Consider the following 24,361-nt stretch of genomic DNA (forward strand, 5'->3'; position numbering starts at 1 on the left):
AAACCGTCCGGTACGTACCGCCGCATCCTAAGGCGGCGAACCGCTGTGGCAGGATCGGCAGCACCCCGCATAACACCTCATCAACGGTGTGACCCGAAGGAGCGTTCCCATGAGCACCGCCCCGAACGATCAGCTTGCCGCGACCGTCGCCGCGCTGCAGACGCGTGCGCGAGACGAGCTCGCCGAGCTGGTGGCGTTCCGGTCGGTGGCGGACTTCGAGCAGTTCCCGAAGAGCGAGAGCGAGGGCGCCGCGAACTGGGTCGCCGGCGCCCTGCGCGCCGAAGGCTTCCAGGACGTGGCGGTGCTGGACACCCCGGACGGCACCCAGTCGGTGTACGGCTACCTGCCGGGCCCCGCCGGCGCCCCCGTCGTCCTCCTGTACGCGCACTACGACGTGCAGCCGCCGCTCGACGAGGACGCCTGGGTCACCCCGCCGTTCGAGCTGACCGAGCGCGACGGGCGCTGGTACGGGCGCGGCTCCGCCGACTGCAAGGGCGGCATCGTGATGCACCTGGCCGCCCTGCGCGCGCTGAAGCAGCACGGCGGGATCCCGGTGGGCGTGAAGTTCATCGCGGAGGGCTCGGAGGAGCAGGGCACGGGCGGCCTTGAGCGGTACGCCGAGGCGCACCCCGAGCTGCTCGCCGCGGACGCGATCGTGATCGGCGACTCCGGAAACTTCCGCGTCGGCACGCCCACCGTCACCGCCTCGCTGCGCGGCATGACGCTGGTGCAGCTCGAAGTGGAGACCCTGGCGGGCAATCTGCACTCGGGCCAGTTCGGCGGCGCCGCCCCCGACGCCCTCGCCGCGCTGATCCGCACCCTCGACTCGACGCGCGCCGCGGACGGTTCGACGACCATCGACGGGCTGGGCGCGGGCGCCGAGTGGGACGGCATCGCGTACGACGAGGCGCAATTTCGTACGGACGCAAAAATCCTCGACGGGGTCGAGCTGACCGGCACCGGCAGCATCGCGAGCCGGATCTGGTCCCGGCCCGCCATCACCGTCATCGGCATCGACTGCCCGCCGGTGGTCGGCGCCACGCCGTCCGTGCAGTCGAAGGCCCGGGCGCTGGTGTCGCTGCGGATGCCGCCCGGCACCGACGCCGCCGAGGCCACCCGGCTGCTGCGCGCGCACCTGGAGGCCAATACGCCCTGGGGCGCGAAGGTGAGCACGACGCAGGTCGGCCAGGGCCAGCCGTTCCAGGCCGACACCTCCAGCCCGGCGTACACGGCGATGGCCGCGGCCATGGCGGAGGCGTACCCGGGCGAGGAGATGCAGGCGGCGGGCCAGGGCGGCTCGATCCCGCTCTGCAACACCCTCGCCTCGCTCTACCCGAAGGCGGAGATCCTGCTGATCGGCCTCAGCGAGCCGGAGGCGCAGATCCACGCCCCGAACGAGAGCGTGTCACCGGAGGAGCTGCGGCAGCTGACGCTGACGGAGGCGCTGTTCCTCACGAAGTACGCGGCGGCCCAGAGCTGAGGCAGCTGAAGCAGCTGCGGCACCCGAGCCGAGCCCTCACCGCACCCCGGTCAGCCGCGCGTACACCACCGTGTTGGCCTCGTACCCCTTCCCCGGCATATACGTGCCCCCGCAGGTGAGCAGCCGCAGCTCGGGCATGCCGTTCCGCCCGTAGACCTGCTTGGCGGGGAAGCGGTCGACCGGATAGAGCCGTACCCGGTAGACGGAGAAGACCGCGGTGCGGCCGTCCTTGCGGTCGATCTGGATCGTCGTGCCCGGCTTCAGCTTGCCGGCGTTGTAGAAGACCGCGGGCCCGACGCGATTGTCGACATGGCCGACGATGAGCGCGGTGCCCTTCGCGCCCGGGGTGGTGGCGCCGCGATACCAGCCGGCGAGGTTCTTCACGTTCGACGGCGGCGCCTGCAGCCAGCCTGATGCGTCGAGACCGGTCGCCGTCAGCGGCGCGTCGACCCCGACGGCGGGGATACGGACCTGAGCGGGCGCCGCGGCCGGCAGCGGCTCGTGCGGGCGCGGCCCGGCGCCGTCGACGCCCGTGGGCCGCGGCGGGCCTTCGCCCTGGCCGAGGCCGCTGAGGATCATGCCGACGCCGACCAGGAAGGCGCACAGCAGCAGGACCATGGTGGAGCGGTAGCCGCGCGGATCCCGGGCGGCCCCGGGTATGTGGCGGGTCATGGCTGGTTCACCGTTCGTGGGTTCGGCGGACGCGGCGCCCCGGCGGTGCGGGACGCCGCGCCCTATGCGGACGGGACTGCCCTAGCGGCGCTGATCAGCCCGCCGTCTGCAGTACGTCAGCACACCCACCGCGAGCGCGGCGGAGCTCAGTGCCGAACCGGTGGCAACCAGGTAGCGCCCGTCGTCCTGCGAGCCGCCGAGTCCGCCCCGGGCGGGCGCGGTCGGCGCGGCGGGCGCGGGAGTGGAACCAGTGGACCCAGCGGCACCGGACCCCGAGGGCGCCGGAGTGGTCCGCGTACCACCCGGAGCAGCAGGCGTAGCGCTGCCCGACGGCTTCGGCCGGGAGGTCGAGCCGGTGCGCGGCGACGGGCTGGTCGGCTCCGGCGAGGCGCTGCCGCTGCTCGTGCCCGAGACCGTGAGCGTGGTACGCCCGGTCTCCTTGCCGCAGGTGAAGATGACCGAGTACTGGGCGCCCGGCTTGGCGTCCCAGTCCACGGTGACCCGCGCGCTCTGCACGGCGCCGGGCATGCCGAGGGTCGTACGGTCGAAGATGCCGGAGCGGGCCGTGGCCTCGGAGTCCGTGCAGTCCTGCACGGTGAGGTCGACCTGGCCGCCGGCCTTCACCTTCTTCGGGGACACCGAATATCCGAAAGAGGTGATGTCCCCGTCTCCGCCCTGTCCCGCCGCCTCCGGCGCCGTCACCCCGACGGCTATCGCGGCCAGCGCCGTGGCCGTCAACGCCGTGCATATCGTCCGCATCACAACGCGTCCTCTTTCCAAGCCAGTGATTCGCTACTGGCACAGACGCTATGCAGACAAAAGCACCGACACGCACTCACAGTGTGCCGAATGGGGCATTTTCGGTTCTGATGGGCTACCCGACCGGCACCCCGGCCTCCAGGTTGAGCGCCGTCGCCCGCGCCCGAGCACGCAGCGCCCACCGCAGCCGGGTGTAGCGGACCGGCGGCAGCATCGCCTCCGCCTCCGCCTCGGAGGCGAACCTCCAGGCGCGCAGCTCGGGCCCCGGCAGCAGCACCTGCGCGCGCTGCCCGGCATCCAGTAACCCGCCGTCGAAGAGCAGCCGCAGGCCGCCGTGGCGCGGCGGCGCGGGCGGTTCCCAGTCGACCACCAGCAGCCGCGGCGGCGCGTCCAGCTCTATGCCGAGCTCCTCGGCCACCTCGCGCACCCCCGCGCGCGCGGGCGCCTCGCCGCGCTCCACCACGCCGCCAGGGAACTCCCACCCCGGCTTGTAGGTCGGGTCGACGAGCAGCACCCGCCCCTCCTCGTCGAAGAGCAGCACGCCCGCCGCGATGGTCTCCCCGGTCGGCTCCGGCGTCTGCACGATCGCGCAGTCCCCGGCCCCGGCGGTGAGCGCGGCCGCGAGTGCGTCGGCTATCTCCTCGGGGCCGCGGCCTCCGGCGTCGACGGCGTACGCGTCGCGCGTCACCCAGGCCGGCATCCGGTCCCCGCGCAGAACCGTTTCCTCCGAGCGCAGGAGCACATGCCGTACGCCAATGCCGCGGGCAGCGAGCCCGCCGAAGATCTCGTCCCGGTACGCCTCGCTGACCAAGGTCATCGGCACGATCAGCGCGCCGCCGCCCATCTGGGCGAGCAGCGCGGCCGCGGTGTCCACGACCAGCCGCCGCCAGGCGGGCAGTTCGCGGAAGTCGGCGAGCGACTCGTACTGCTTCTCCGGCAGCATCATGCGCAGCCCGCCCGCGATCAGCTCGGGTTCGTAAAGTGTGCTCCCCGGCATCGCCTCGACCAGCGCCTCCGCCACCGCGCGCTGTCCTGTGCCGGGAACCCCGTTCAGCCACACGATCACGCTCGTCCCCCTCCGGTCGCCGTATGGGAGTTGCCCGCAACACCCTCCACGGGAAACCCGCACCGCTTCCGCGGGCCCGCCGCACCCTATGCCAGTTCCGCTGTGTACGTTGGCTGGATATGAGCAATACCGACGATTCCCTGCTGGGCTCCCCGGCCGACATCGCCCGCCTGTCCGAGCTGCTCGGCCGCACGGAGACGAGCCCGAAGGACGCGCCTCTGCTGTCCCTGAGCGAGGCCCACGCGGCGGCCGAACTGCTGCTGCGCCTGGGCCGCCATGTGGGCGGTGACCTGGGCGGACTTGCCGTGCAGCTGGGCGGAAACCTGGTGCGGCGGTTTCCGGCCGCCGGGGAGTGAGTCAGCCGGTGGCGCGATAGCAGCGCAGCTCGGGTACGGCTCTGGCGATCGCGGCGACGGTCACCATGGTGAGTAATCCGCCGCCGCACACCGCCAGGCGCGGGCCGATGAGCGCCCCGGCCGCGCCGTGCACGAAGTTCGCCACCTGCGGTCCGCCGATGAGCACGACCGTGAGTGCCCCCTGCACGCGCCCGCGGAGGGCGTCGTCGGTGTGGGCCTGGGTGATGGCGTTACGGAAGGTGCTGAGGAGAAAGTTCACCGCGCCGCCGAGGACGAGCGCGATGAGCGCGAGCCACAGCTCGGCGGCGAGGCCGAGGAACACGACGGTGCCGCCCCAGGCGATGGCTGCGGCGGCCATGACAGTGCCGTGACGCTCGGCGCGTGTGAAGGCTCCCGACAGCAGCGCGACGCAGCACACGCCTACGGGGTAGGCGGCGAAGAGCAGCCCCAGGGCGGGGCCGCCGCCGTCAGGGCCGCCGTAGACGTCGCGGGCGAGCTCCGGGAAGAGCGCGACGGGCATGCCGAAGACCATGGCGGCGAGGTCGACGCCGAGCACGGCGAGGAGCAGGCGGCTGGCTGCCAGGTAGCGGAAGCCGGTGGTGACTTGGCGGAGGATGCCGAGCGGGGCGGGCGGCGCGAGGCCGGGCGGGATGTGCGGCACGAGGCCGTGCGGAGCACGGGACCCGACGCGGTCGTACGGGCCGGGTGCCCGAGGCCGCAGCGGCGGGAGCCGTGCCACGGCCCGTACGACCGCGAGCAGCGCCACGGCGTCGCACAGGTAGAGCGCGCCGAGCCCGGTGAGCGGCATCAGCAGCCCCGCGAGCAGCGGCCCCAGCACCGCGCCCGCGTAACGGACCAGCGAGGTCAAGCTGTTGGCCGCGGGCAGCAGCTCGACGGGCACGAGCCGCGGCACGGCCGCGCCCATCGTGGTCATGATCGCCCCGAAAGCCAGACCTTGGCAGCCGACCAGCACCATCAAGACCGCGATCAGCCCGCCGCCCACGAGCGCGTACGCGCCCAGCGCGGCATACGTCGCCGCGAGCCCGCAATTGGCGACAAGCAGCACGCCCCGTCGGTCCCGGACATCCGCCACCGCCCCGCTCCACAACGCGCCCACCACCAGCGCGACGAAGGACACCGCTCCCGCCGCCCCCACGGCGGCCGACGACCTGCCGATGGCGAACACCTGCGCCGGCACTGCCACCACGCTGAATGACCCACCGACCGCACTGACCACCGAAGCCACCCATAGCCTCCGGAACGCCGGGACGGCCAGCGGCCGCCGGTCGACCGCGAGGGCGGCGAGGGATCGGACGGCCGTCGTCCGGCTCACCGCCCCGCCGCGGCATCGTGCCCCGGCCGCTCGGCCCCGGCCCTGGCCCAAGACCCGGCCCCGGCCCCGGCCCCGGCGGGTGCCGCCGGCCTGCCCGCCGCCCCGTCAAGCCCCTCCACATCGGCGACCACGCACGCGACGTTGTCCGGCGCCCCCACCCCGTAAGCCAGCGCCAGCAGCGCGTCCAGCACCTCCTCCGGCCCGCCCCCACCGACAACCGCCGCCCGCAGCTCCCCCTCCCCCACCACCGCCGACAGCCCATCGGAGCACAGCACATACCGATCCCCGGCCTCGGCCCGATGCAACGACAGGTCCGGCCGGGCCACCCCGCTGCCACTCAACGCCCGCACCAGCAGCGCCCGCTGCGGATGCGACCCCGCCTCCTCCTCCGTCAGCCGCCCGGCATCGACCAGCGACTGCACATACGTGTGGTCGTGGGTGATCCGATGCAGCTCTCCGCCCCGTACGAGATACGCCCGGCTGTCCCCGATATGCACCAGCCCCAGCCGCGACCCCGACCACAGCAGCGCCGTCAGCGTCGTGCCCGCCGCGCCCGTCGGCGTGGCCGCCGCGATGTCACCGATCGCCCGGTCCGCGTCCTCCACGGCGGCGGCCAGCGCGCCGAGCAGCTCCCCGGCCGGTACGGCGAGGGCCTGCAGCGGCTTGAGCGCGTCGACGGCCGCGGCGCTCGCCAGGTCGCCGCCCGCGCCGCCCATCCCGTCGGCCACCGCGAGCAGCCCGCGTCCGGCGTAGGCGGTGTCCTCATTGCTCGTACGCACCAGGCCCGACTCGGACCGGGCGGCGTACCGCAGGCCGAGTACGGCAGCGGGCTCAGCGCCCGACGAGCCACCGCTCCCCCGCAGATGTTCGACGAGAAACGCGGCCAGCTCCCCCCGCGCGGCGGTCTCGGCGCGCACCTGCTCCCAGTACGCGGCCACCGCCTCTGCCGCCTCCCCCGACGGCAGCTCGCACACCTCACGGATCCGCGGCAGCGGCATCCCCAGACGCCGCAGCCAGGCGATCAGCCGGGCCCGTTCCAACTGCGCCGGATCGTAGTAGCGATACCCCGACTCGCCGTCCACCGCGGCCGGTGGCAGCACCCCGAGCTCGTCGTACCGCCGCAGCGCCTTGGGCGACAGCCGTGCGGCCCGCGCGAACACCCCGATCGTCACAAGCTCAGGCACCGGCCCCCTCCTCGCCCCGGCCGTCCGGCCGGTGGCGACGATGGTGCGGCTTCACCCGGGGGGAAGGTCAACATGGATACTGCTGCCGCGCGGGGCGCGCAAGGAGCCGGGCGGGGGCGGACAGCGGACCGTTCGGCGGGATTCAGGCATCCAACGCCCCCTGCCGACTGGGTCCTTCCGGCTCTTGAATCCCCCTCTCCGGCGCCTTTCTGAGGGGGTCCCCGTGCGTAAGAACGCCTCGCTGCCCAGTTACGAACGGCTCTTCGGCGACCTGGACTTCCGCGCCGCGGACCCGGCGCGGTCGGTGTACTCGCCGGCCGCCTACCTCGTCGATCTGCTGCGGCTGCTGGACGCGGCCTTCGAGGGCGGGGCGTCGCTACTGCAGCGGCGGCCCGACCTGACGAAGATCCCCCTGGACGCGGCGAACACGTACACCGAGGCCCCGTATCTCGACATCGTCTGCGACGTGCTGGAGGGCATGGTCGGGGCCGAGCCGTACGAGAAGCTGCGGGTGGGGCTGCGGCATCCGTTCGGGCTGCCGTTCTCGCTGCGGCATGAGCGCGTACGCAATCACCTCGGGCATCTCAAGACCACGCCCGAGGAGCTGTACCGGCTGTTCGCGGCCGCCGTGGATCATGACGTGCTGGCGCGCGAGTACCTCGGCCTGTCCCCCGAGGACGTCGCCGCCGTCACTGCCCCGGCCGCGGACGAGACCGGGGTGCGGGCTGCGTACGGGCTGGCGGCCGATGAGCCGCTCGCCGCGCTCGAGGTCGTCGAGCGCTTCCGGCGGGCGACCGGGCTGAGCGGCGAGCGGGTCGCCGAGCTGCTGGCGGCGGGATTCCCGCACGCGGGCGGCCCCCGGGTGACCGTCTCCTCGGATGACACCCGCCTCGTGTACGGCAGCGGGCCGGTGCCCGCCGCCTGGTTCGAGCGGGTGAACCGCTTCGTGCGGCTGGCGCGGATGAGCGACCTGCCGCTCGCCGACCTCGACGCGGTGCTGACCAGCTGCGCCGCGGGTCGCATCGACGCGGCGGCGATCCGCGCGCTCGCGGCGGTGCTGCGGCTGCACCGGGGGCTCCAGGCCGGCGTCGCGGACGTGTGCCGGCTGGTCGCCGCGGTGCCCGTGGAGGGCGTGACCGAGGCCGCCGGGGACATCCTGGCGGACGCGAGCGCCGAGTACCGGCGGCAGTTGGCGCTCGCCCTGGACGTGCCGCAGAGCGATCTCGCCGAGATCGTGCGGCGCTATCGGGCCCGCTACCGGCGGGCGGAGTCGAGCCCGTTCGACGGCGGGACCACCTTCGCGGCCATGGGGCTGCTGCGCCGCGCCGGCCGGTCCGCGGCCGCGCTCGGCATCCCCGTCGGTGAGCTCTTCGACATCCTGGACGCGATCGACAGCGACCCGTCGCTGCAGCGGTCCTCCTCCTTCGCCGTGATCGGCGCCGCCCCCGCGGACAGCGCCGACCCGTACCGGGTGCTGGCCGCCGGGGAGCCCGCGGCCGGGCTGTGGCTGCTGCAGACGCTGTTCGCGGTGGTGACGTGGATGCAGGCCACCGGGTTCAGCGGCACTGAGCTCGCCGCGATCCTCGGCGGCCGGAGCGCCGCCGCATCCGAGGGCACACCCCCTGACGACCCCGACCGGCTCGCCGTCCTCGACTCCCTCGCCCGCACCTTCGCCGAACTCGGCCTGTCCGCCGAGGCCTTCGCCTCCCCGCGGTTCGGGGAGCGCGCCGCCGATGTCGTGCACGACGTGGTCGGCGCGTACGACGACGGCGTGGTCAGCGCCCGCGAGCCGCGCCTGCTGCGGCTGCGGCCCGAGACCGTGCGGGCCGCCGCGTACGACGCCGTCACCGACCTGCCCGCCGTCGTCATGGAGGACTTCCTCGGCCTCGGCCTCGGCGACCGCCTCACCAACAAGATCTACGCCAACCTGGTGCTCTCCGGCGCCCTGGACGCCGACGGCGTCCTCCTCGCCGAGGACCGGGCCGCCGTGCGGCTCGCCGGCGACTTCGCCGCCTACCAGGACCCGCTGTTCAAGCTGCTCACCAGCCTGGTGAACGGCAGCGCCTGCTGCTTCCCCTCCGACCTGGAGCAGCTGGCGGGGCCGGCGGCCCCCGGCCGGGCCGAGCTGTACGACAACCTCGTCCACAACGGCTACCTCGACAGCGAGGGCAACATCGCCGACCCGGACTTCTTCCGCGAGGCCGACAACGCCGCCGCGTTCCGCCCTGACGTCCGCCTCGACGACGTGGCCGATGGCGTACGGGCCGTGCTGCGGGAGCGGCTGGATGCCTTTACGGGCACGCCGCTGGCCCCCGGCGCCGACACCTTCGCCGGGCTCGGGCTGACGGAGGAGCGGCTCGAAGCCCTGCTGCAGAGCCTCGCCTTCAACGGGCACCTGGCGCCCGACGGCACCTACCGCGACAAGGCCCGCCTCGCCGCCCTCGCCATCGAGGACTTCGGCCTCGCCGTCGGCTTCCACCCGCTGCGCCGGCAGCTCCTCGACGCCATGCAGCGGCAGATCGCCGCCTTCCGCCTCGACCTGCTCACCCTGCACCCAGAGGACTTCGCGCACGCCGCCGACGCGGCCGCCGCCCAGCGCATCGCCGAACTCCTCGACGGCGACTGGCTGGACGACGGCCGGATCACGGACGAGGCGTTCTTCACCGACCCGGAGAGCGTGCTGGAACTGGGCCCCGACGTGCTGCCCGCCGAGTGCGCCGTCGTCCGGAGCCGCATAGCCGGCATCCTCGAAGACGCCCGCCCGTACCGGCTCAACCCGGCCGAGCTCACCGAACTGGGCTTCACCGACGAGCAGTCCACCCGCCTCACCGACCAGCTCACCGCCGCCGGGCTGCTGGACGCGGCCCGCTGCATCCCCGCCGACCGGATCGACTACTTCCGCAACGTCCGCCACGCCATCGGCTTCAGCCTGCCGGGCCTGGAGGACTACGCCAGGGATGTGTTCTTCCTGCTGCACACCGCGGCCGAGGAGACCGCCGCCGCCGTCACCGAGGTCACGGACGCGCTCACCGCGCTCGCCGCACGCCAGCAGGAGGCCCTGTACACCGCCCTCGGCGACGCCTTCGGCGTGCCCGCGCCCACCGCCGAGGCCATCTGCACGGCGGTCGCGGGCGCGGGCCCCGACGCGCTGGACGCCCTCGTCGCGCCCGTCCTGGCCGCGGCCGCGGGCGGCGAGGTCACGGCCGTACCTGACGATCCGCGCTTCGAGCGGACCTACCGGCGCATCCGCCAATTCGCGCTGCTGGCGGGCAAGCTCGGCCTCGATGCCGACGAGACCACCGCCGTCTTCCGCGACCAGGACCTCGCGGGCAAGTTCCCCGAGCCCCTGGCCCTGCCGCCTGGTGTGGCGGCCATCGACGCCCTGCTGCACAGCCACGACGGCACCATCTACGTCTTCGCCCCCGGCGGCTACTGGACGTACTCCGCCACCACCCATGCCCTCGCCGACCCGCGCCCCAAGCCCCTGACCGAGCTCTCCGCGGGCCTCGCCGCCCTCACCGCCGTCGACGCCGCCTTCGCCCTGCCGGACGGCACCGAATGGCTCGTCGGCCGCGTGCAGGGCGGCGCCGCCGCGACCTTCGTACGGGAGCCGGGCGGCACCCGCTGGGCGGCGCGCGAGCAGCGGTGGGGGGCCGTACGCAACAACTTCGACGACCCCGAGCGCATCGACAGCGCGTACGTGGACGAGGACGGGCGCGTGCACCTGTTCTGCGGCGACCAGTACGTGCGCTACTCGGGCCCCGACTACCGCGCGGTGGACGAGGGCTTCCCGCGGCCGGTGACCGAGTGGTGGCAGGGCGAGCGCCCGCTGCCGCGCGACTTCGCGTCGTCCGTCGACGCCTGCTTCCGCGACCCGGACGGCCGCATGCACCTGTTCACCGGCGGCAGCTGGCTCGCGGTCGGCGGCACCGAGCAGCCGGTCGCGGGCCGCTGGGGCAAGGTGCGCAATGCCTTCGCCGGCGCCGAGCGGCTGGACGCCGCGTATGCCGACGGGGAGGCGGTGCATCTGTTCGCGGGCGACCAGACCGTGCGCTACTCCGACGGCCTGGAGATGGCCGGGGTGCGCGTGGACGACGGGTATCCGCGCAGGCTAAGCGGCGTGCCCGCCGAGTTCGAGGGCGGGGTGGACGCCGCCTTCACCGACGGGAACGGCGTGCTGCACCTGTTCCGGAACGGCCGCACCGCCGCCGTCGGCGGCGGCTCCGACCAGGTCGTGCCCACCGCCGAGCGGTGGGGCCTGCTGCCGCCCGCGCTGCCGAGCGGCCGGGTGGACACCGCGTTCGCCGGGCTCGACGGCCGTACGTACCTCTTCAGCGGCAGCACGTATCTGCGCTACTCCGGCGCCGACTACACCCAGGTCGACTCCGGCTTCCCGCGCGCCGTCGCCGGGGACTGGGCCGGGCTCGCCGCGGTGGACACGGCGTTCGTGCTGGACGGCCGGACGTATCTCTTCGGCACGGCAGGGGTGCTCTTCGAGCTGCCGCCCGAGACCGGGGACGAGCTCGACGCGCAGGGGCTGACCCCGGCGCTGCGCGCGCGCCTGGCCGAGCACGGCCTGACCGCCGTGACGCTCACCGGCAAGTCGCCGGAATGGCGGGTCAGCTGCGAGCAGAACATCACCGTCACCCTCCGCCGCGAGGGCCTCAAGCTCAAGGCCAGGGCGGACGGCCTGCGCGCCTACGCCCGCTACTCGACCCGCGACTACGCGGTGTGCGACGCCGGCTTCCCCAAGCCCCTCGGCGACAACTGGTGGAACCTGCCCGCGGGCCTGCAACTGGGCCCCATCGACACCGTGTTCACCGACCAGGACGGCCAGACCTACCTCTTCGCCGGCGACCGGTACGTCACCTTCGACAGCCGCCGCCGCTGGTGGTCGGAGCCGCGGCCGCTGCGCGAGGGCTGGGACAGCCTGCCCTTCGCCCGCGTCGACGCCGCCTTTACGGGCCAGGACGGCCGCACCTACGTGTTCAGCGGCTCCCGCTACGCCCGCTTCTCCGGCCGCGAACGCAACCGCCTCGACGACGGCTACCCCGCCCTCACCGAAGCCTTCTGGGGCCGGGTGGCCAACCACCTCGCCCGTACGGGCCTGGTCGACGCCACCCTGCTGCTCGACGCCACCGAGCAGGTCGACGGGGTGGCGGTGCCGCGCACGTACACGTACCTCTTCTCGGGGAACCAGTACGTCCGCTACCGCGACCACGACTACTCGGCCGTGGAGCCCGGCTACCCGCGCACCCTCGCCGCGCTCCCCCAGGAGCCGCGGCTCGCCGCGCTCGACGCCGAACTCGACGGCGTCGACGCCGCCTTCGCCGACCGCCGCAACGTCTATCTCTTCCGCGGCCGCCAGTGCCACGTCGTCTCCGACGCGCTCACCCGCCGCTACGACCACGCGGGCGTCGGCTGCGCCTTCCTGGAGGACGGCGCCGTCGTCGTGGAGCGCGGCGGCCAGTGGCTCAAGGAGTCCGCGCCCGAGGGCGCGCGGATCGCCACCATGCCGTACCGGCCGCGCACCCTCCGCGGCGTCCCGGAGCGCTTCCGCACCGGCCTCGACGCGGTGCTCAGCGGCGCCGACGGCGGCACATACCTCTTCAAGGGCGCCGACTGCCACGATGTGAAGCTGCGCCGCACCTTCCCGCTCGCCGAGGAGTGGGGCCGCCCGCGCAACCGCATCTACCAGGAGAACCTGGTGGACGCCGCCTTCACCGGGCGGGACGGGAAGACGTACCTGTTCAGCGGCGACCAGTTCGTCACGTACACCGGGCGGGCCGAGGTCACCGACGGCGATCCGCAGCCGGTCGCGGCGCACTGGGCGGGCCTGGAGAGCGTCACCCTCGCGTACGTCTCCGGCGGCCGCACCTACGTCTTCGAGACCCCCGACGAGGGCGGCACCCTGCGCTACGCCGTCTACTCGGGCACCGACTACTCCCGCCCCGACGAGGGCTATCCGCGGGTCACCGACGCCGGCTTCTGGGAGCTGCCGGAGGACATCCGCGCTGCCCTCCACGACGACTCGGCCATCCCGGACGCGGTGCTCACCGACGGCGACCTGCTCCTTCTCGTCTACGGGCGGCAGGTCGTCACCCGCGACGAGCGCACCGGCCGCTGGTCGGCGCCGCGGCCCGCCGAGCGGGTGTGGCGCGGCCTGGAGGTGGGCGAGCAAGGGCTGAGCACGGCCTTCACCGCGCCCGACGAGGCGACGTACTTCTTCCGCGCGGGCGCGTATCAGCGCTACGCCGACAACGACCTGCGGCCGGCCGCGCCGATCCGCTCCCGCTAGGGGGTGTCGGCGAATCCCTTCGTGCCGGAGGACGGCACGGCCCGCGTCGATGCCGCCTTTGTGTGGCGCGGCACCACATATCTGATCTCGGGCACCCGCTATGTGCGCTACTCCTCGCCCGACTACCGCTACACGGACCCGGGCTATCCGAAGTCCACGGCGGGCAACCTGCGCCGCGAGGAGCCTTTCGCGCAGCTGCCGGAGACCTTCGAGGACGTGCTGGCAGGCGGCGTGGATGCGGTGCTCGCGGGCGAGCGCACCGTCTACGTCTTCGCGGCCGGCGGCTGCCACGTCGCCTCGCACAGCGCCACCGCCACCCTCGGCCTCGACACGGTCGGCCGGGTCCGTAACAACATCGCGGAGCAGGGGCGGGTCGACGCGGCCCTGGTGAAGGGCGGGCGGACCTATCTCTTCTCCGGCGACCAGTACGTGCGCTACTCGGGCCTCGGATACGAGACGGTCGACGAGGGCTATCCGCGCTCGCTGGCCACCTCGCTCGGCGCCGAGCTGGGCATCCCGACGCTCCCCGAGGCCTTCCAGGACGGCATCGACGCCGCCTTCCTCGGGCAGGACGGAATGCCCTGGCTCTTCCGCGGGCGGCAGTCGCTGCACGGCGGCAGCCTGGAGCCGCTGGCCGGCCGGTGGGGCGTCGTCGCAAACGCGCTCGCCACCCAGCCGCTGCAGGCCGCCTTCGCCACCCCGGCGGGCGAGCTGTACGCCTTCGGCGGCGGGCAGTACGTGCGCTATTCCGGCCCCGACTACCGCACCGTGGACCAGGGCTTCCCGCGCACCGTCGCCGACGACTTCGGCGACCTGCCGGCGGACTTCGAGGCGCAGGGCCCGGACGGCGCGTTCACGCTGCTCGGGCGCACATACCTGGCCCTCGGGGACCGGTATGTCCGCTATTCGGGCGGCGACTTCCAGGCCGTCGACCCGACCTTCCCGCAGGACTTCGGCCGCCGCTGGGCGGACACCGCCGACTACCGGCTCAGCGACGTCCACACCGTCGCCCGCTTCGCCGCCCTCGCGCGCGAGCACGGCGGCGAGCTCGGCGCCTTCCTCGTACGGAACGAGCCCGAGCCCTACGCCAAGCTGGCGCGGCTGTGCGGCTGGGACGCCGAGGAGGTGCGCTGGGCGCGGCGCAACAGCCCGCTGCTGGTCGCCGCCGTGCCCGCGGAGGAGGACCGGATCGAGATCGAGTTCCTGCTGAAGCTGGCGGAGGTCCTCGCCGTCACCGAGCGGCTCGGCGCAAGCCCGGAGGAGGTCCACGCGGCCGTCTGGACGCGGCTCTACGGGCCCGCCCCCGACCCCGCCGCGGCCGCCGACGCGCTGTACCGGCTGCTGGAACGCGGCCGCGGCGCCGAGGAGTTCACGGCGCTCGCGGCCCGTATCAAGGACGAGCTGAACGTGCTCAAGCGGGACGCCCTCGTCCCGGCGGTGCTGTCGCTCAACCCTGGCCTGGAGACCACCCGCGATCTCTTCGAGCAGCTGCTCATCGACGTGGAGATGGGCGCCGCGGGCCGCACCTCCCGGGTGCGCGAGGCCATCGCCGCCTGCCAGCTCTACCTCAACCGCTACCTGCTCGACCTGGAGGAGTCCGGGCTGCCCGCGGATGCCGACGAGGCGGCAGTACGGGAGCGGCTGAAGACCTGGTGGGGCTGGCTGAAGAACTACCGGGTGTGGGAGGCGAACCGGAAGGTCTTCCTCTACCCCGAGAACTATCTGCGGCCCGAGCTGCGCCCCGGCAAGACCCCGGCGTTCCAGGCCCTGGAGCAGGACCTGCTGCAGAGCGAGATCACCGAGGACGGCGTGCAGCAGGCGTACAAGCGCTACCTCGACGAGTACACCGAGGTCTCCCGCCTCGCCATCGCCGGCGGCTATGTCTACCGCGCGGACGGCGACGCCGAGGGCGTACGGCAGCTGGTGCTGTTCGGCCGCACCCGCACCGAGCCGCGGCGCTACTACTTCCGCACCGCCGAATTCCGCGACGGCGAGAAGCTGTCGGCCACCTGGGAGCCCTGGCAGCAGGTCAAGGTGCAGATCGACGCCGATGTGGTCGATCCCGTGCACGCCTTCGGCCGGGTCTTCGTGTTCTGGCCGGTGGTGGAGACCGTCGCCCCGGACAGCACCGCGAACACCACCCTTGAGGTCAAGCAGAACGGCGACAAACAGGCCATCACGGCGCCGCCGCCGGTGCGGCGGGTGAAGATCTGCTACTCGTTCCGGAGCCTGGACGGCGACTGGATGCCCGCCCAGGTGCTCGCCACCGACACGCCGGTGGGCGCCGCGATCACAAATGCCGGGCTGTACGTCCAGGCCTCCCGCGAGGTGCCGGGCGGCCCGGCCGGGCGGCATGACTCGATCGTCGTCACCTGCACGTACACCGCCGGCACCGACTCGGTCACCTCCGGCTTCGCGCTGACGCCCGAGCTGTATGCGGTACGGGTCGCCGGGCTGTCCGAGCCGTCCCGCGCCACCCGGCTCGACCGGATCTTCCTGGAGCCCGAGCAGAGCCCCATCAGCCCGGCCGGGGTGGTGCGCCTCGGCGCGCCCGCCGGCTCCCTGGACGGGCCGTGGCTGAGCGTGGACCACAAGGGCGGCAGCTTCCTGTGCCGTCCGGTCAGCGCCTCCGCGGAGCCGCCCGCGCTGCAGCAGCTGCGCGGCAACGGCGACCGGCTGCCGACCACCTGGGACCGCATCGACGCCGCGGTGGAACTGCCGGGCGCGACCCGGTACTTCTTCCACAGCGGGGAGCGGAGCTTCATCGCCGTGCCGGACGGCAAGGACGCCTGGCGGCAGCCGCGCTCCAACACCGCCGACCGGTTCGGGATCGTGGGCAACAACCTGACCCGCACCGGTGTGGTCGACTCAGTGCTGGTGCGCCGCGACCAGACCTTCGTCTTCTCCGGCAGCCAGTATGTCCGCTTCACCGGACGGCCGTTCAGCCAGCCCGACCCCGGCTATCCGAAGCCGCTCGCCGGCAACACCGAGGAGCTGCCGCGCTGGAGCCGTATCGACGCGGCCGTCGCCGATGGCGACGGGACGGAGTTCTTCTTCTCCCGCGAGCGCGACGCCTACGTCCAGTCCGGCTCGCTGGACCTGCTCCGCCCGGTCCGCGACCGGTGGGGCCTGACCCGGTTCCCGACCTGCGTCTTCACCGTCAACCGGGTCCTGTTCGTCGTCACCGGCGACCAGTACCTGCGGATCAGCGCCCGCGACGGGCGGCCGGACGCCGGCTATCCGAAGCCCATCGCCAAGAACCCGGACGGGTTGCCGGAGACCCGCATGGACACCGCCTTCGGCTACCGCAGCGGCGTGTACGCCTTCGACAACACCGCCGGCACCTACACCTTCCGCGACCAGGGCGGCGCGCCGTCCGAGCCGCGCGCCAGCCGCGACCTCGGCCGGGCCGAGACCGCGCTGTCGCGCACGGGCGCGGTCGACGCGGCCTATGTCGACAGCGGCAAGCTCTTCCTGGTCACCAGGGACGAGTACGCCCGCTACACCCTCGGGGCCGACGGGAGCATCCCGGCGACCATGGACGAGGGCTATCCGAAGCGCAGCACGCAGCCGATGCCGGTGCGGGGTGTGATCCGCCGCGCCGACCTGACCTACGTGGTCAACGAGCGGGCGTACGCGGAGCTGCCGGCGGGCAAGGAGCTGGACACCGCGCTGGAGTTCCAGCCGCTGCAGGGCAACTGGGGCGGGCTGCCGGCCACGTACGAGCGGCGCTTCACGGGGCTGCTCGACGGGCAGGACGCGCTGTTCCTGTTCCTCGGCCCGGAATACGCCGCGTACCCGAAGGCGGTGGCGATCCCGCGGCCCTTCGAGTACGCGGCGCTGCCGCACGAGGTGGTGCGGCTGACGTCCAGCACGGCGTATCTGCTCAACCGGGAGCTGCTGACCGGCGGCGTGGCCGCGCTGCTGGCCCCGGCCACCCAGGAGATCGACGAGCTGCCGGCCTTCAGCACGGAGGTCTCTGACGCCACCACGATCAAGGTGCGCCCGGCCTCGTCCGTGCCGTCCGTACCGACCGGCTCGCACCTGGACTTCCGCAGCGCGAACGGCCTGTACTACTGGGAGATCTTCTGCCACGCGCCGCTGCTCATCGCGCAGGCGCTCAATGCCGGGCAGCGCTTCGAGGACGCGCGGCGCTGGTACGAGTACGTCTTCGACCCGACCGAGCAGGCCCACTACTGGCGGTTCCTGCCCTTCCTCGCCGTGGATGTGAAGGCGCTCGCGGCGGGCTGCCGGGCCGGTATGGCGGCGCTGGCCGCCGTGGAGCTCGATCGGCAGCTCGGGCCCGTACTGACGAAGCTGGAGGCGCTGGCGCCCGCCTTCCACCAGGTCCGCGAACTCACCACCGAGGAGGCCGACTACCTCGGCACGCTCGCCGGGACCGGGCTGCAGCAGGTCCGGCTGATCCTCGGCAGGATGGCCGCGAGCGAGCCGCGGCGCAGTCTGCTGGAGCGGGTCGAGATGATCGCCGGGCTGCGGCGCGGGTACGACGCGATGGGCGACCGGGACAAGCTGATCCAGGCGTATCTGGACGACCCGTTCAGCCCGCACGCCATCGCCGGGCTGCGGCCCGTCGCGTACCGGAGGTCGGTGGTGATGGCGTACATCGACAACCTCCTGGACTGGGGCGATGCGCTCTTCCGCCGGTACACGGCGGAGAGCATCGACGAGGCGCGGATGCTGTACGTGGTCGCGTACGACCTGCTCGGCGAGCGGCCGGAGGGGGTGAGCCCGCCGGCGCCGGCACCCGCGGCGACCTTCGCGGGGCTGAACGGGGGGAACCGGGCCGACCGGCTGCCGGAGCTGACCGCGGGCGGCACCCTCGTGGTCGGCAAGGGCGCGGTGCACGAGAGCGTGACGCTGCCGTACTTCCACGTGCCGGACAACGAGGTGCTCGGCGACTACTGGTCGCGGGTCGAGGACCGGCTGCGCAAGATCCGCGCCTCGCTGGACATCCTCGGCATCAGCCGCCCGGTGCCGCTCTTCGAGCCGCCGCTGGACGTGTCCGCGCTGGTCGGCGGGGCCGCCGCGGGCGCCGGTACGGACCTGGCCGCCCTCGCGGCGGTGCCCGAGGTGCCGCACCACCGCTTCGCCGCGGTGCTGCGCCGCGCGCAGGACGTCACCGAACGGCTGCGCGGCCTCGGCAGCGACCTGTTGTCCGTGCTGGAGCGGCGCGACGGCGAGGAGCTGAGCCTGCTGCAGTCCCGGCAGGAGGCCACCATCCTGACGATGACCCGGGAGATCAAGGAGGGCCAGGTCACCATCGCGGCCGAGCAGCTGGCCGACCTGCAGGAGGCCCGCGAGGGCGCGCTGGGGCGGGTCACGCACTACGAGGGGCAGATCGCCGCCGGCATGTCCGCCGTACAGCAGGCGCAGATGTCGACGATGCGGGACGGCGCCAACGCGCACTTCGTCGCGGCCGGGCTGAAGCTCGCCGCGGCCGTCGCGCACGGTGTGCCGCAGGTGCTCGCCGGCCCGTTCATCATGGGCATCAAGACGGGCGGGAAGCAGTTCGGCGACGCGCTCGACAAGACCGCCGAGGTGTCGGAGGCCTTCGGCGAGGCCTTCAGCATGCAGGGCGAGGTGCTGGCCGTGCAGGCCGACTTCGAGCGGACGCTGGAGGACTGGCGGCTGCAGCTGGCCACGGCGAAGACCGATGTGGCGCAGCTCGGGCATCAGATCAAGGGTGCGGAGCTGCAGCTGGCCGCGGCCCGCCGCGAGCTGGAGATCCTGGAGCGGCAGACCGCGCATCAGGAGGAGACCGACCGGTTCCTGCGGGAGAAGTTCACCACCGCAGAGCTGTATCAGTGGATGTCGGGGCGGCTGTCCGGGCTGTATCTGCAGACGTATCAGCTGGCGTACGACCTGGCGCGGTCCGCCGAGCGGGCGTACCAGTTCGAGCGCGGCACCGAGGAGCGGTTCATCCAGCCGGTGCACTGGGAGGGCCGGCGCGGTGGGCTGCTGGCGGGCGACGGGCTTGGCCTGGACCTGGAGCGGCTGGCGCAGGCGCACGTCGGCGGCGACCGGCGCGGCCTGGAGATCACCAAGCGGATCTCGCTGCGGCAGTACGACCCGATGGCGCTGGTCGCGCTGCGGGACACCGGGCGGTGCGAGTTCGCGTTCACCGAGGAGCTCTTCGACCAGGACTTCCCCGGGCACTACGGGCGCCGGCTGCGCACCCTCAGCGTCTCCTTCGAGGGCGCCGAGGGCGCGCTGGGCCTGCAGGCGACGCTCACTCAGCTCGACCACAAGACGGTGCTGACGGCCGACCCGAAGGCCGTGGCCTTCCTGCTCGACCCGCAGGGCAGCCCGCCACCGGCACTGCGCGGCGACTGGCGCCCTGGCCAGCAGATCGCCCTGTCCGACCTGGAGGAGGGCCGCGACAACAACGGCCTGTTCGAGCTGCGTTACGACGACGAGCGCTACCTGCCCTTCGAGGGCACGGGCGCGGTGGCGCGGTGGCGGCTGGAGACCGCGGGGGCGCGGGCCGCGGGCGGCGTCGAGGATGTCGTGGTCGTGGTGAAGTACGCGGCGGAGCAGGGCGGCGAGAACTTCGCCGGCGCCGTAAAGGGGATGCTCAGGCCCCGGCCCGCGGCGCGCTGGGTCGACGTGGCCGCGGAATTCCCCGACGAATGGGCGCTGTTCCTCGGCGGCGGCAGCGACCGGCTGACGCTGCCGCTGGCCCCGGAGATGTTCCCGGGCATGAGCGGCCGCCAGATCACCGGCATCTATCCCACGTACGCCCTGGCCAACGGCGGCGGCGCCCGCTTCCTGCTCGGCGGCGACGAACGCCTCGGGCTGACGGACGGCACGCTGCTGCGCACGCCGGGCCTCAGCATCGGAGCCCAGGCCTTGACGCTCGTCCTGGACGGCGACCGGCAGGCACTGTCCAACCTCGGTCTGATCCTGGCCTACCGGGCCGGCGCGCAGTGACGGAAGGAGCCCGCGATGTCCAACGGTCTGAGCACGCGGAAGAAGAAGCGCAACGGGTCGGTGGCGGGGAAGAGCACGGGTACGGCTGCCCCGGCGAAGACGGTGCGGTTCGGGGGCGTGGAGGTCATCCCGGATGCGCCGGTACGGACGACGGCGCCGGTGAAGCCGAAGGAAACGCAGGAACCGCTGAACCTCACCTTCGACCTCGGCGACGGTGAGCCGCTGGCGAAGACCAAGCGCGACGACCTCGTCGACATCGAACTGGACGACCTGTCCGAGACCGGCCTCACGGACGCGCAGCGCCATGAGATGAACCAGGACGCGAATGAGGCGTTCCTGCGGGATGTGTACTACGAGTACTACACGAACCCGAAGTTCTGGAAAATGTCGGCCGAGAACCGCAGCAATGCCCTGTACAACTTCATGGGCGCGGGCCAGGCGGGCTATCTCAAGGACGCCGTCCCCAAGTCGGTGATCGACACCCTGCTGGTGCGGAACGACGACTATTCCACCCGGAGCCAGAAGTACTCCGACTACCTGAAGGCGAAGAACAGGGGGAGGTCCACCGCGGGCCTGCCGTCCGACCAATACCAGGCGGCGACCCGCGGCGACTACTTCCACATCTTCAACCGCCACTACGTCAGCACGGCCAGGGACGGTCTGGCGCGCCGGATCGTCGTGAACGTCACGTCACAGCAGGCAGGCTGGAAACTCACCCAGGCACTCCTCAACCTGTACAAGGAAGGCGACACCCGAACCCACCTGCGCGAATTCAAGACGTACCTGTCGACCACCGCGAACAAGGACCGCAAGGTGAAGTTCGACAAGCTCGTCATCTACTACAACACCGGCGTCCTCGGCGAAGACGGCTCCGACCTGGTAGGCGACCGCATCGTCACCGCGATCACGGACGCCACGGACCCGGCGGACATCGACGCCTCCGGCTTCGCCCCCTTCTACTCCCACATAGCCCAGGGCATCGCCTGGGCAGAAGAACCAGAACACCACACCGGCGGCGCCCTGAAAGGCAGCTTCACCACGACCCGCCGCGACATCATCGCGGCGGCAATGGACGCGCAGCGGGACGCAGAAGGCCCGGACGCCTTCATCTCCATGATCGGAGAAGCCTTCGAACGCGCCAGCGTCCAGCCCAAACACCCCCACCGGCACATCCCGCGCCAGGTGGCGGAGGTGGTGTGACCTACCCCTTGCTCGACCCCAGCGTCAGGCCCGCGATGAAGTGTCGCTGCAGGAGCAGGAAGACGAGGATGGTCGGGAGGGCTACCAGGACGGAGCCGGCGGCCAGGAGGTTGTAGTCGGTGAAGAATTGGCCCTTCAGGTTGTTCAGGGATGAGGTGATGGGGAGTTTGTCCGGGTTGGAGATGAAGATCAGGGCCCAGAGGAAGTCGTTGTAGATCCAGGTGAATTCCAGGGTTGCCAGTGCCGCCAGGGCCGGGCGGCACAGCGGCAGGGTGATGCGCCAGAATTGCGTCCAGACGCCCGCGCCGTCCACGATCGCCGCCTCCATGATTTCTGTCGGCAGCGTGCGCATGAAGTTCGACAGGACGAAGACGCAGAAGCCGATCTGGAAGCCGATGTTCGCGATGATCACCGCCCAGTACGAGTCGTACAGCAGCAGCGAATCCGACATCCACCACGGCAGGGGAATCTTGTTGAAAGCCACGTAGAGAGGCGTGACGATCACCTGCGGCGGGAGCAGGTTCCCCGCCGTGAAGGCGATCAGCAGCACCATGCCGAAGCGGATCCGCAGCCGCGCGATGGCGAAGGCCACGAAGGACGCCAGGAAAATCGTCACGATGACCGCCGGGACGGCGATCAGCAGCGTGTTGACGAAGTACTTCCCCATCCCGGATTCGGTATAGGCCCGCTGGTAGTAGTCGAAGGAAAGGTGCTTCGGCCACGACAGATATCCGTGCTCCGCCGTCTCCTGATACGGCCGCAGCGACGCATACACCGCCAGCAGCAGCGGCAGCAGGAAGACGATCGAGACCGCCGCCAGGAAGATATGCGTGCCGTACCGCCCACGCCGGATCATCGGCCCTTCTCCCCTCGCAGCTCCTGGACCAGATACGTGACGATGAAGCCCAGCGAGACCGTCAGCAGCACGACAGCGATCGCCGACCCGAAGCCGATCCGGCTGGCCTCGCCGATGATGTTGTCCGTGATGAGTACGGACAGCAGCTCCAGGCCATTGCGGCCCTTGTTGATCACGTAGACGATGTCGAAGGCGCGCAGCGCCTCGATCACCGTGATGACGCCGACGATGACGTTCACCGGGCGCAGCGTCGGAAAGACCACGCGGAAGAAGGTCTGCCGGGCGTTCGCGCCGTCGATCGCCGCCGCCTCCTTCAGCGTCGGGTCGACGGATTTCAGCCCGGCCAGGTAGAGGATCATCACATATCCGACGTGCCGCCAGCCGGCGAAGAGGAGCACCATCCAGAGGTTCAGGTCCGGATCGCCGAGCCAGTCCACGGGGTTGTCGTGGTTGGCGAGGACGGCGTTCAGGGCGCCGTTGTCGCGCGAGAGCACCAGCTGGGCGATGAAGCCGACGATCGCCAGGGACAGCACCACCGGCATGTAGAGCGTCGACTGGTAGAAGCGGCTGAAGCGCACGCCGCGGTCGATGATGACCGCGAGCAGCAGCCCGAAGGGCGTGGCCACGAGGGCGAGGAAGGCCAGCCAGAGGAGGTTGTGGCGGACGGCGGGCCAGAAGGCGGGGTAGGTGTTGGCGAGGTCGTCGTAGTTGCGGCCGCCGACGCCCTTGATGTCCCCGATGCCGTCCCAGCTGGTGAAGGACAGCCCGATGGACGCCACGGTCGGCCCCCAGACGATCGCGATGTCGATGAGGATCGGTATCCCCAGCAGCACGCCGAGGACGACGAGGTCGCGGCGCGTGAAGCGCCGCGTCCACCGCCGTCGCCTTTGCCGGGGAACGGACTCCACTTTCTGCGGCACGGGCGGCAACTCCCTTACTCGGCCGCGAAGATGGACTTCTTCTGCCGTTCGATGTCATTCACCAGTCCATCGACATCCTTCGGGTTGCCGATGAACTTCTGAATCGCCGGGATCATCACCGTGGAGGCGAAGTCCGGGCGGGTGTCGCGGTCCAGGAACTGCGATATCTGCTTGGCACCGGAGACCAGCTCCACGGACTTCTTCTGCAGCGCGCTGTACTTCGAGGTGTCGGCACCGTCGTTGCAGGCGATGTTGTTGGGGTCGCCGGCCAGGTAGATGTCCTCGGCCTTCGGCGTGGCCATGAACTTCAGGAAGTCCTTGGCTCCGGATTCGTTCTTCGGCCGTTTGGACAGCAGGAACCCGTCGATCGGCGCCTCCACCGCGTCCTGTCCATGCTCGGGACTGATCTCGGGGAAGGCGAAGAAGTCGATGTCCTCCTGCTCGCCCTTCGGGAACTGCTGGCCCGGATGCGGCATCCCGAACACCGCCATCGCTGTCTCCTTCTTCTGCAGTCCCTGCGCCGCCTCCTGCCAGGTGCGCCCGTTCGCGCCGGCCTGGTAGTACGGCATGAGCTCGCGCCACAGGTCGAAGACGCCCTTGACCCGCTTGTCGGTCCAGGCTTCCTTCCCCGCCATCAGCGACTTGTGGAAGTCGTATCCATTGAGCCGCATGTTGATGTAGTCGAAGGTGCCCATCGCGGGCCAGCCGTCCTTGTCGCAGAAGGCGACCGGCGTCCCGTCCTTCTTCATCTTCTTCGCGAGCGCGATGAAGTCGTCCCAGTTCTTCGCGGGCTCGTAGCCCTTCTCCTCGAAGAGGCTCTTACGGTGGAAGACCGCCCACGGATAGTAGTAGTACGGCACGAAGTACTGCTTGCCGTCCTCGCCGGTCGACTGCGCCTTCAGCGCCGGCGAGAAGCCCTTGAAGTCCTTCCAGATGTCGCTGACCTCGGTCAGCAGCCGCTTCTTCGCGAAGAACTGCATCCGGTATCCGGCGAACCACATGAAGACGTCGTCCGGATTCCCCTGCAGATAGCGGTTGATGTTCTCCTGGAAGTCGTTGTGGTCCTTGGTGTTGACCTCAAGCGTCTTCTTCGACTTCTTCTCGTACGCGTCGAAGGCGGCCTGGAACGCCTTCTTCGGCACCGGGTCCGAGGAGTTGGAGCCGAGGGTGATGGTCTTACCGCCGCCACCGGGCCCCTCGCCACAGGCGGCCAGGAGGCTCGGCAGGGTTACGGCCCCGGCGCCGATGGCGGCCGTACGCAGCAGGCCGCGGCGGGACATCGGATG

13 protein-coding genes are annotated in these 24,361 nt (G+C 71.8%); 5 read left to right on the top strand and 8 right to left on the bottom strand.

Annotated elements, in window-relative coordinates; genetic code table 11:
- The first annotated feature begins 109 nt into the window (after nucleotides 1-109).
- Nucleotides 110-1,480: a dipeptidase gene (locus ACNNMR_RS04725; RefSeq protein ID WP_419993232.1), complete on the top strand. Its 1,371-nt coding sequence runs from the start codon at nucleotides 110-112 to the stop codon at nucleotides 1,478-1,480.
- A 36-nt stretch (nucleotides 1,481-1,516) separates the two neighbouring features.
- On the opposite strand, the gene ACNNMR_RS04730 is transcribed toward ACNNMR_RS04725, so the two are convergent.
- The 3 genes from ACNNMR_RS04730 to ACNNMR_RS04740 form a co-directional block, all read right to left on the bottom strand.
- On the bottom strand, nucleotides 1,517-2,152 hold the full coding sequence (locus ACNNMR_RS04730) for a class F sortase (protein WP_419993233.1): 636 nt from the start codon (nucleotides 2,150-2,152) through the stop codon (nucleotides 1,517-1,519).
- Between the two features lie 81 nt (nucleotides 2,153-2,233).
- On the bottom strand, nucleotides 2,234-2,911 hold the full coding sequence (locus ACNNMR_RS04735) for a hypothetical protein (protein WP_419993234.1): 678 nt from the start codon (nucleotides 2,909-2,911) through the stop codon (nucleotides 2,234-2,236).
- Nucleotides 2,912-3,026: 115 nt separating this feature from the next.
- Nucleotides 3,027-3,977 carry an NUDIX domain-containing protein gene (locus tag ACNNMR_RS04740; RefSeq protein ID WP_419993235.1) on the bottom strand — a complete coding sequence of 317 codons (951 nt, stop codon included), beginning with the start codon at nucleotides 3,975-3,977 and terminating at the stop codon, nucleotides 3,027-3,029.
- 119 nt (nucleotides 3,978-4,096) lie between these two features.
- On the opposite strand from ACNNMR_RS04740, the gene ACNNMR_RS04745 reads away from it, so the two are divergent.
- Nucleotides 4,097-4,333 carry a hypothetical protein gene (locus ACNNMR_RS04745; RefSeq protein ID WP_419993236.1) on the top strand — a complete coding sequence of 79 codons (237 nt, stop codon included), beginning with the start codon at nucleotides 4,097-4,099 and terminating at the stop codon, nucleotides 4,331-4,333.
- A 1-nt stretch (nucleotide 4,334) separates the two neighbouring features.
- Here ACNNMR_RS04745 and ACNNMR_RS04750 read toward each other — a convergent pair whose 3' ends face one another.
- Entirely contained in the window at nucleotides 4,335-5,666 is a 1,332-nt protein-coding gene (locus ACNNMR_RS04750) for an MFS transporter (RefSeq protein ID WP_419993237.1), read from the bottom strand.
- Entirely contained in the window at nucleotides 5,663-6,850 is a 1,188-nt protein-coding gene (locus tag ACNNMR_RS04755) for a MerR family transcriptional regulator (protein WP_419993238.1), read from the bottom strand. Before ACNNMR_RS04755 ends, ACNNMR_RS04750 begins: the two co-directional genes overlap by 4 nt.
- Before the next feature lie 223 nt (nucleotides 6,851-7,073).
- Here ACNNMR_RS04755 and ACNNMR_RS04760 point away from each other — a divergent pair, with 223 nt between their 5' ends.
- Genes ACNNMR_RS04760 through ACNNMR_RS04770 form a run of 3 tightly spaced genes read left to right on the top strand, consistent with a single transcriptional unit; the run spans nucleotide 7,074 to nucleotide 21,299 of the window.
- The gene (locus tag ACNNMR_RS04760) at nucleotides 7,074-13,148 is read left to right on the top strand and encodes a hemopexin repeat-containing protein (RefSeq protein WP_419993239.1); all 6,075 of its coding nucleotides are present in this window, start codon (nucleotides 7,074-7,076) and stop codon (nucleotides 13,146-13,148) included.
- Nucleotides 13,149-13,151: 3 nt separating this feature from the next.
- Nucleotides 13,152-20,099 (top strand): hemopexin repeat-containing protein, encoded by a 6,948-nt coding sequence (locus ACNNMR_RS04765; protein WP_419993240.1) that lies wholly within the window; start codon nucleotides 13,152-13,154, stop codon nucleotides 20,097-20,099.
- 15 nt (nucleotides 20,100-20,114) lie between these two features.
- Nucleotides 20,115-21,299: a T3SS effector HopA1 family protein gene (locus ACNNMR_RS04770; protein WP_419993241.1), complete on the top strand. Its 1,185-nt coding sequence runs from the start codon at nucleotides 20,115-20,117 to the stop codon at nucleotides 21,297-21,299.
- Between the two features lies 1 nt (nucleotide 21,300).
- Here the strand turns inward: ACNNMR_RS04770 and ACNNMR_RS04775 are convergent, their stop codons facing one another.
- Genes ACNNMR_RS04775 through ACNNMR_RS04785 form a run of 3 tightly spaced genes read right to left on the bottom strand, consistent with a single transcriptional unit; the run spans nucleotide 21,301 to nucleotide 24,355 of the window.
- Complete coding sequence (locus tag ACNNMR_RS04775; protein ID WP_419993242.1) at nucleotides 21,301-22,155, bottom strand: carbohydrate ABC transporter permease; 855 nt, start codon at nucleotides 22,153-22,155, stop codon at nucleotides 21,301-21,303.
- Nucleotides 22,152-23,075, bottom strand: coding sequence for a carbohydrate ABC transporter permease (locus tag ACNNMR_RS04780; protein ID WP_419993243.1), 924 nt, complete (start codon nucleotides 23,073-23,075; stop codon nucleotides 22,152-22,154). The genes ACNNMR_RS04775 and ACNNMR_RS04780 overlap by 4 nt, the downstream gene beginning before the upstream one ends.
- Before the next feature lie 14 nt (nucleotides 23,076-23,089).
- The gene (locus tag ACNNMR_RS04785; RefSeq protein WP_420000264.1) at nucleotides 23,090-24,355 is read right to left on the bottom strand and encodes an ABC transporter substrate-binding protein; all 1,266 of its coding nucleotides are present in this window, start codon (nucleotides 24,353-24,355) and stop codon (nucleotides 23,090-23,092) included.
- Between the last annotated feature and the right edge of the window lie 6 nt (nucleotides 24,356-24,361).

Source organism: Streptomyces boninensis (assembly GCF_048572725.1).
GTDB lineage: Bacteria > Actinomycetota > Actinomycetes > Streptomycetales > Streptomycetaceae > Streptomyces > Streptomyces boninensis.

Bases quoted from the DNA above. Each gene is read 5' to 3' on its own strand.
- ACNNMR_RS04725 (WP_419993232.1), top strand. From the start codon at position 110: ATGAGCACCGCCCCGAACGATCAGCTTGCCGCGACCGTCGCCGCGCTG.
- ACNNMR_RS04730 (WP_419993233.1), bottom strand. From the start codon at position 2,152: ATGACCCGCCACATACCCGGGGCCGCCCGGGATCCGCGCGGCTACCGC.
- ACNNMR_RS04735 (WP_419993234.1), bottom strand. From the start codon at position 2,911: ATGCGGACGATATGCACGGCGTTGACGGCCACGGCGCTGGCCGCGATA.
- ACNNMR_RS04745 (WP_419993236.1), top strand. From the start codon at position 4,097: ATGAGCAATACCGACGATTCCCTGCTGGGCTCCCCGGCCGACATCGCC.
- ACNNMR_RS04770 (WP_419993241.1), top strand. From the start codon at position 20,115: ATGTCCAACGGTCTGAGCACGCGGAAGAAGAAGCGCAACGGGTCGGTG.
- ACNNMR_RS04775 (WP_419993242.1), bottom strand. From the start codon at position 22,155: ATGATCCGGCGTGGGCGGTACGGCACGCATATCTTCCTGGCGGCGGTC.
- ACNNMR_RS04785 (WP_420000264.1), bottom strand. From the start codon at position 24,355: ATGTCCCGCCGCGGCCTGCTGCGTACGGCCGCCATCGGCGCCGGGGCC.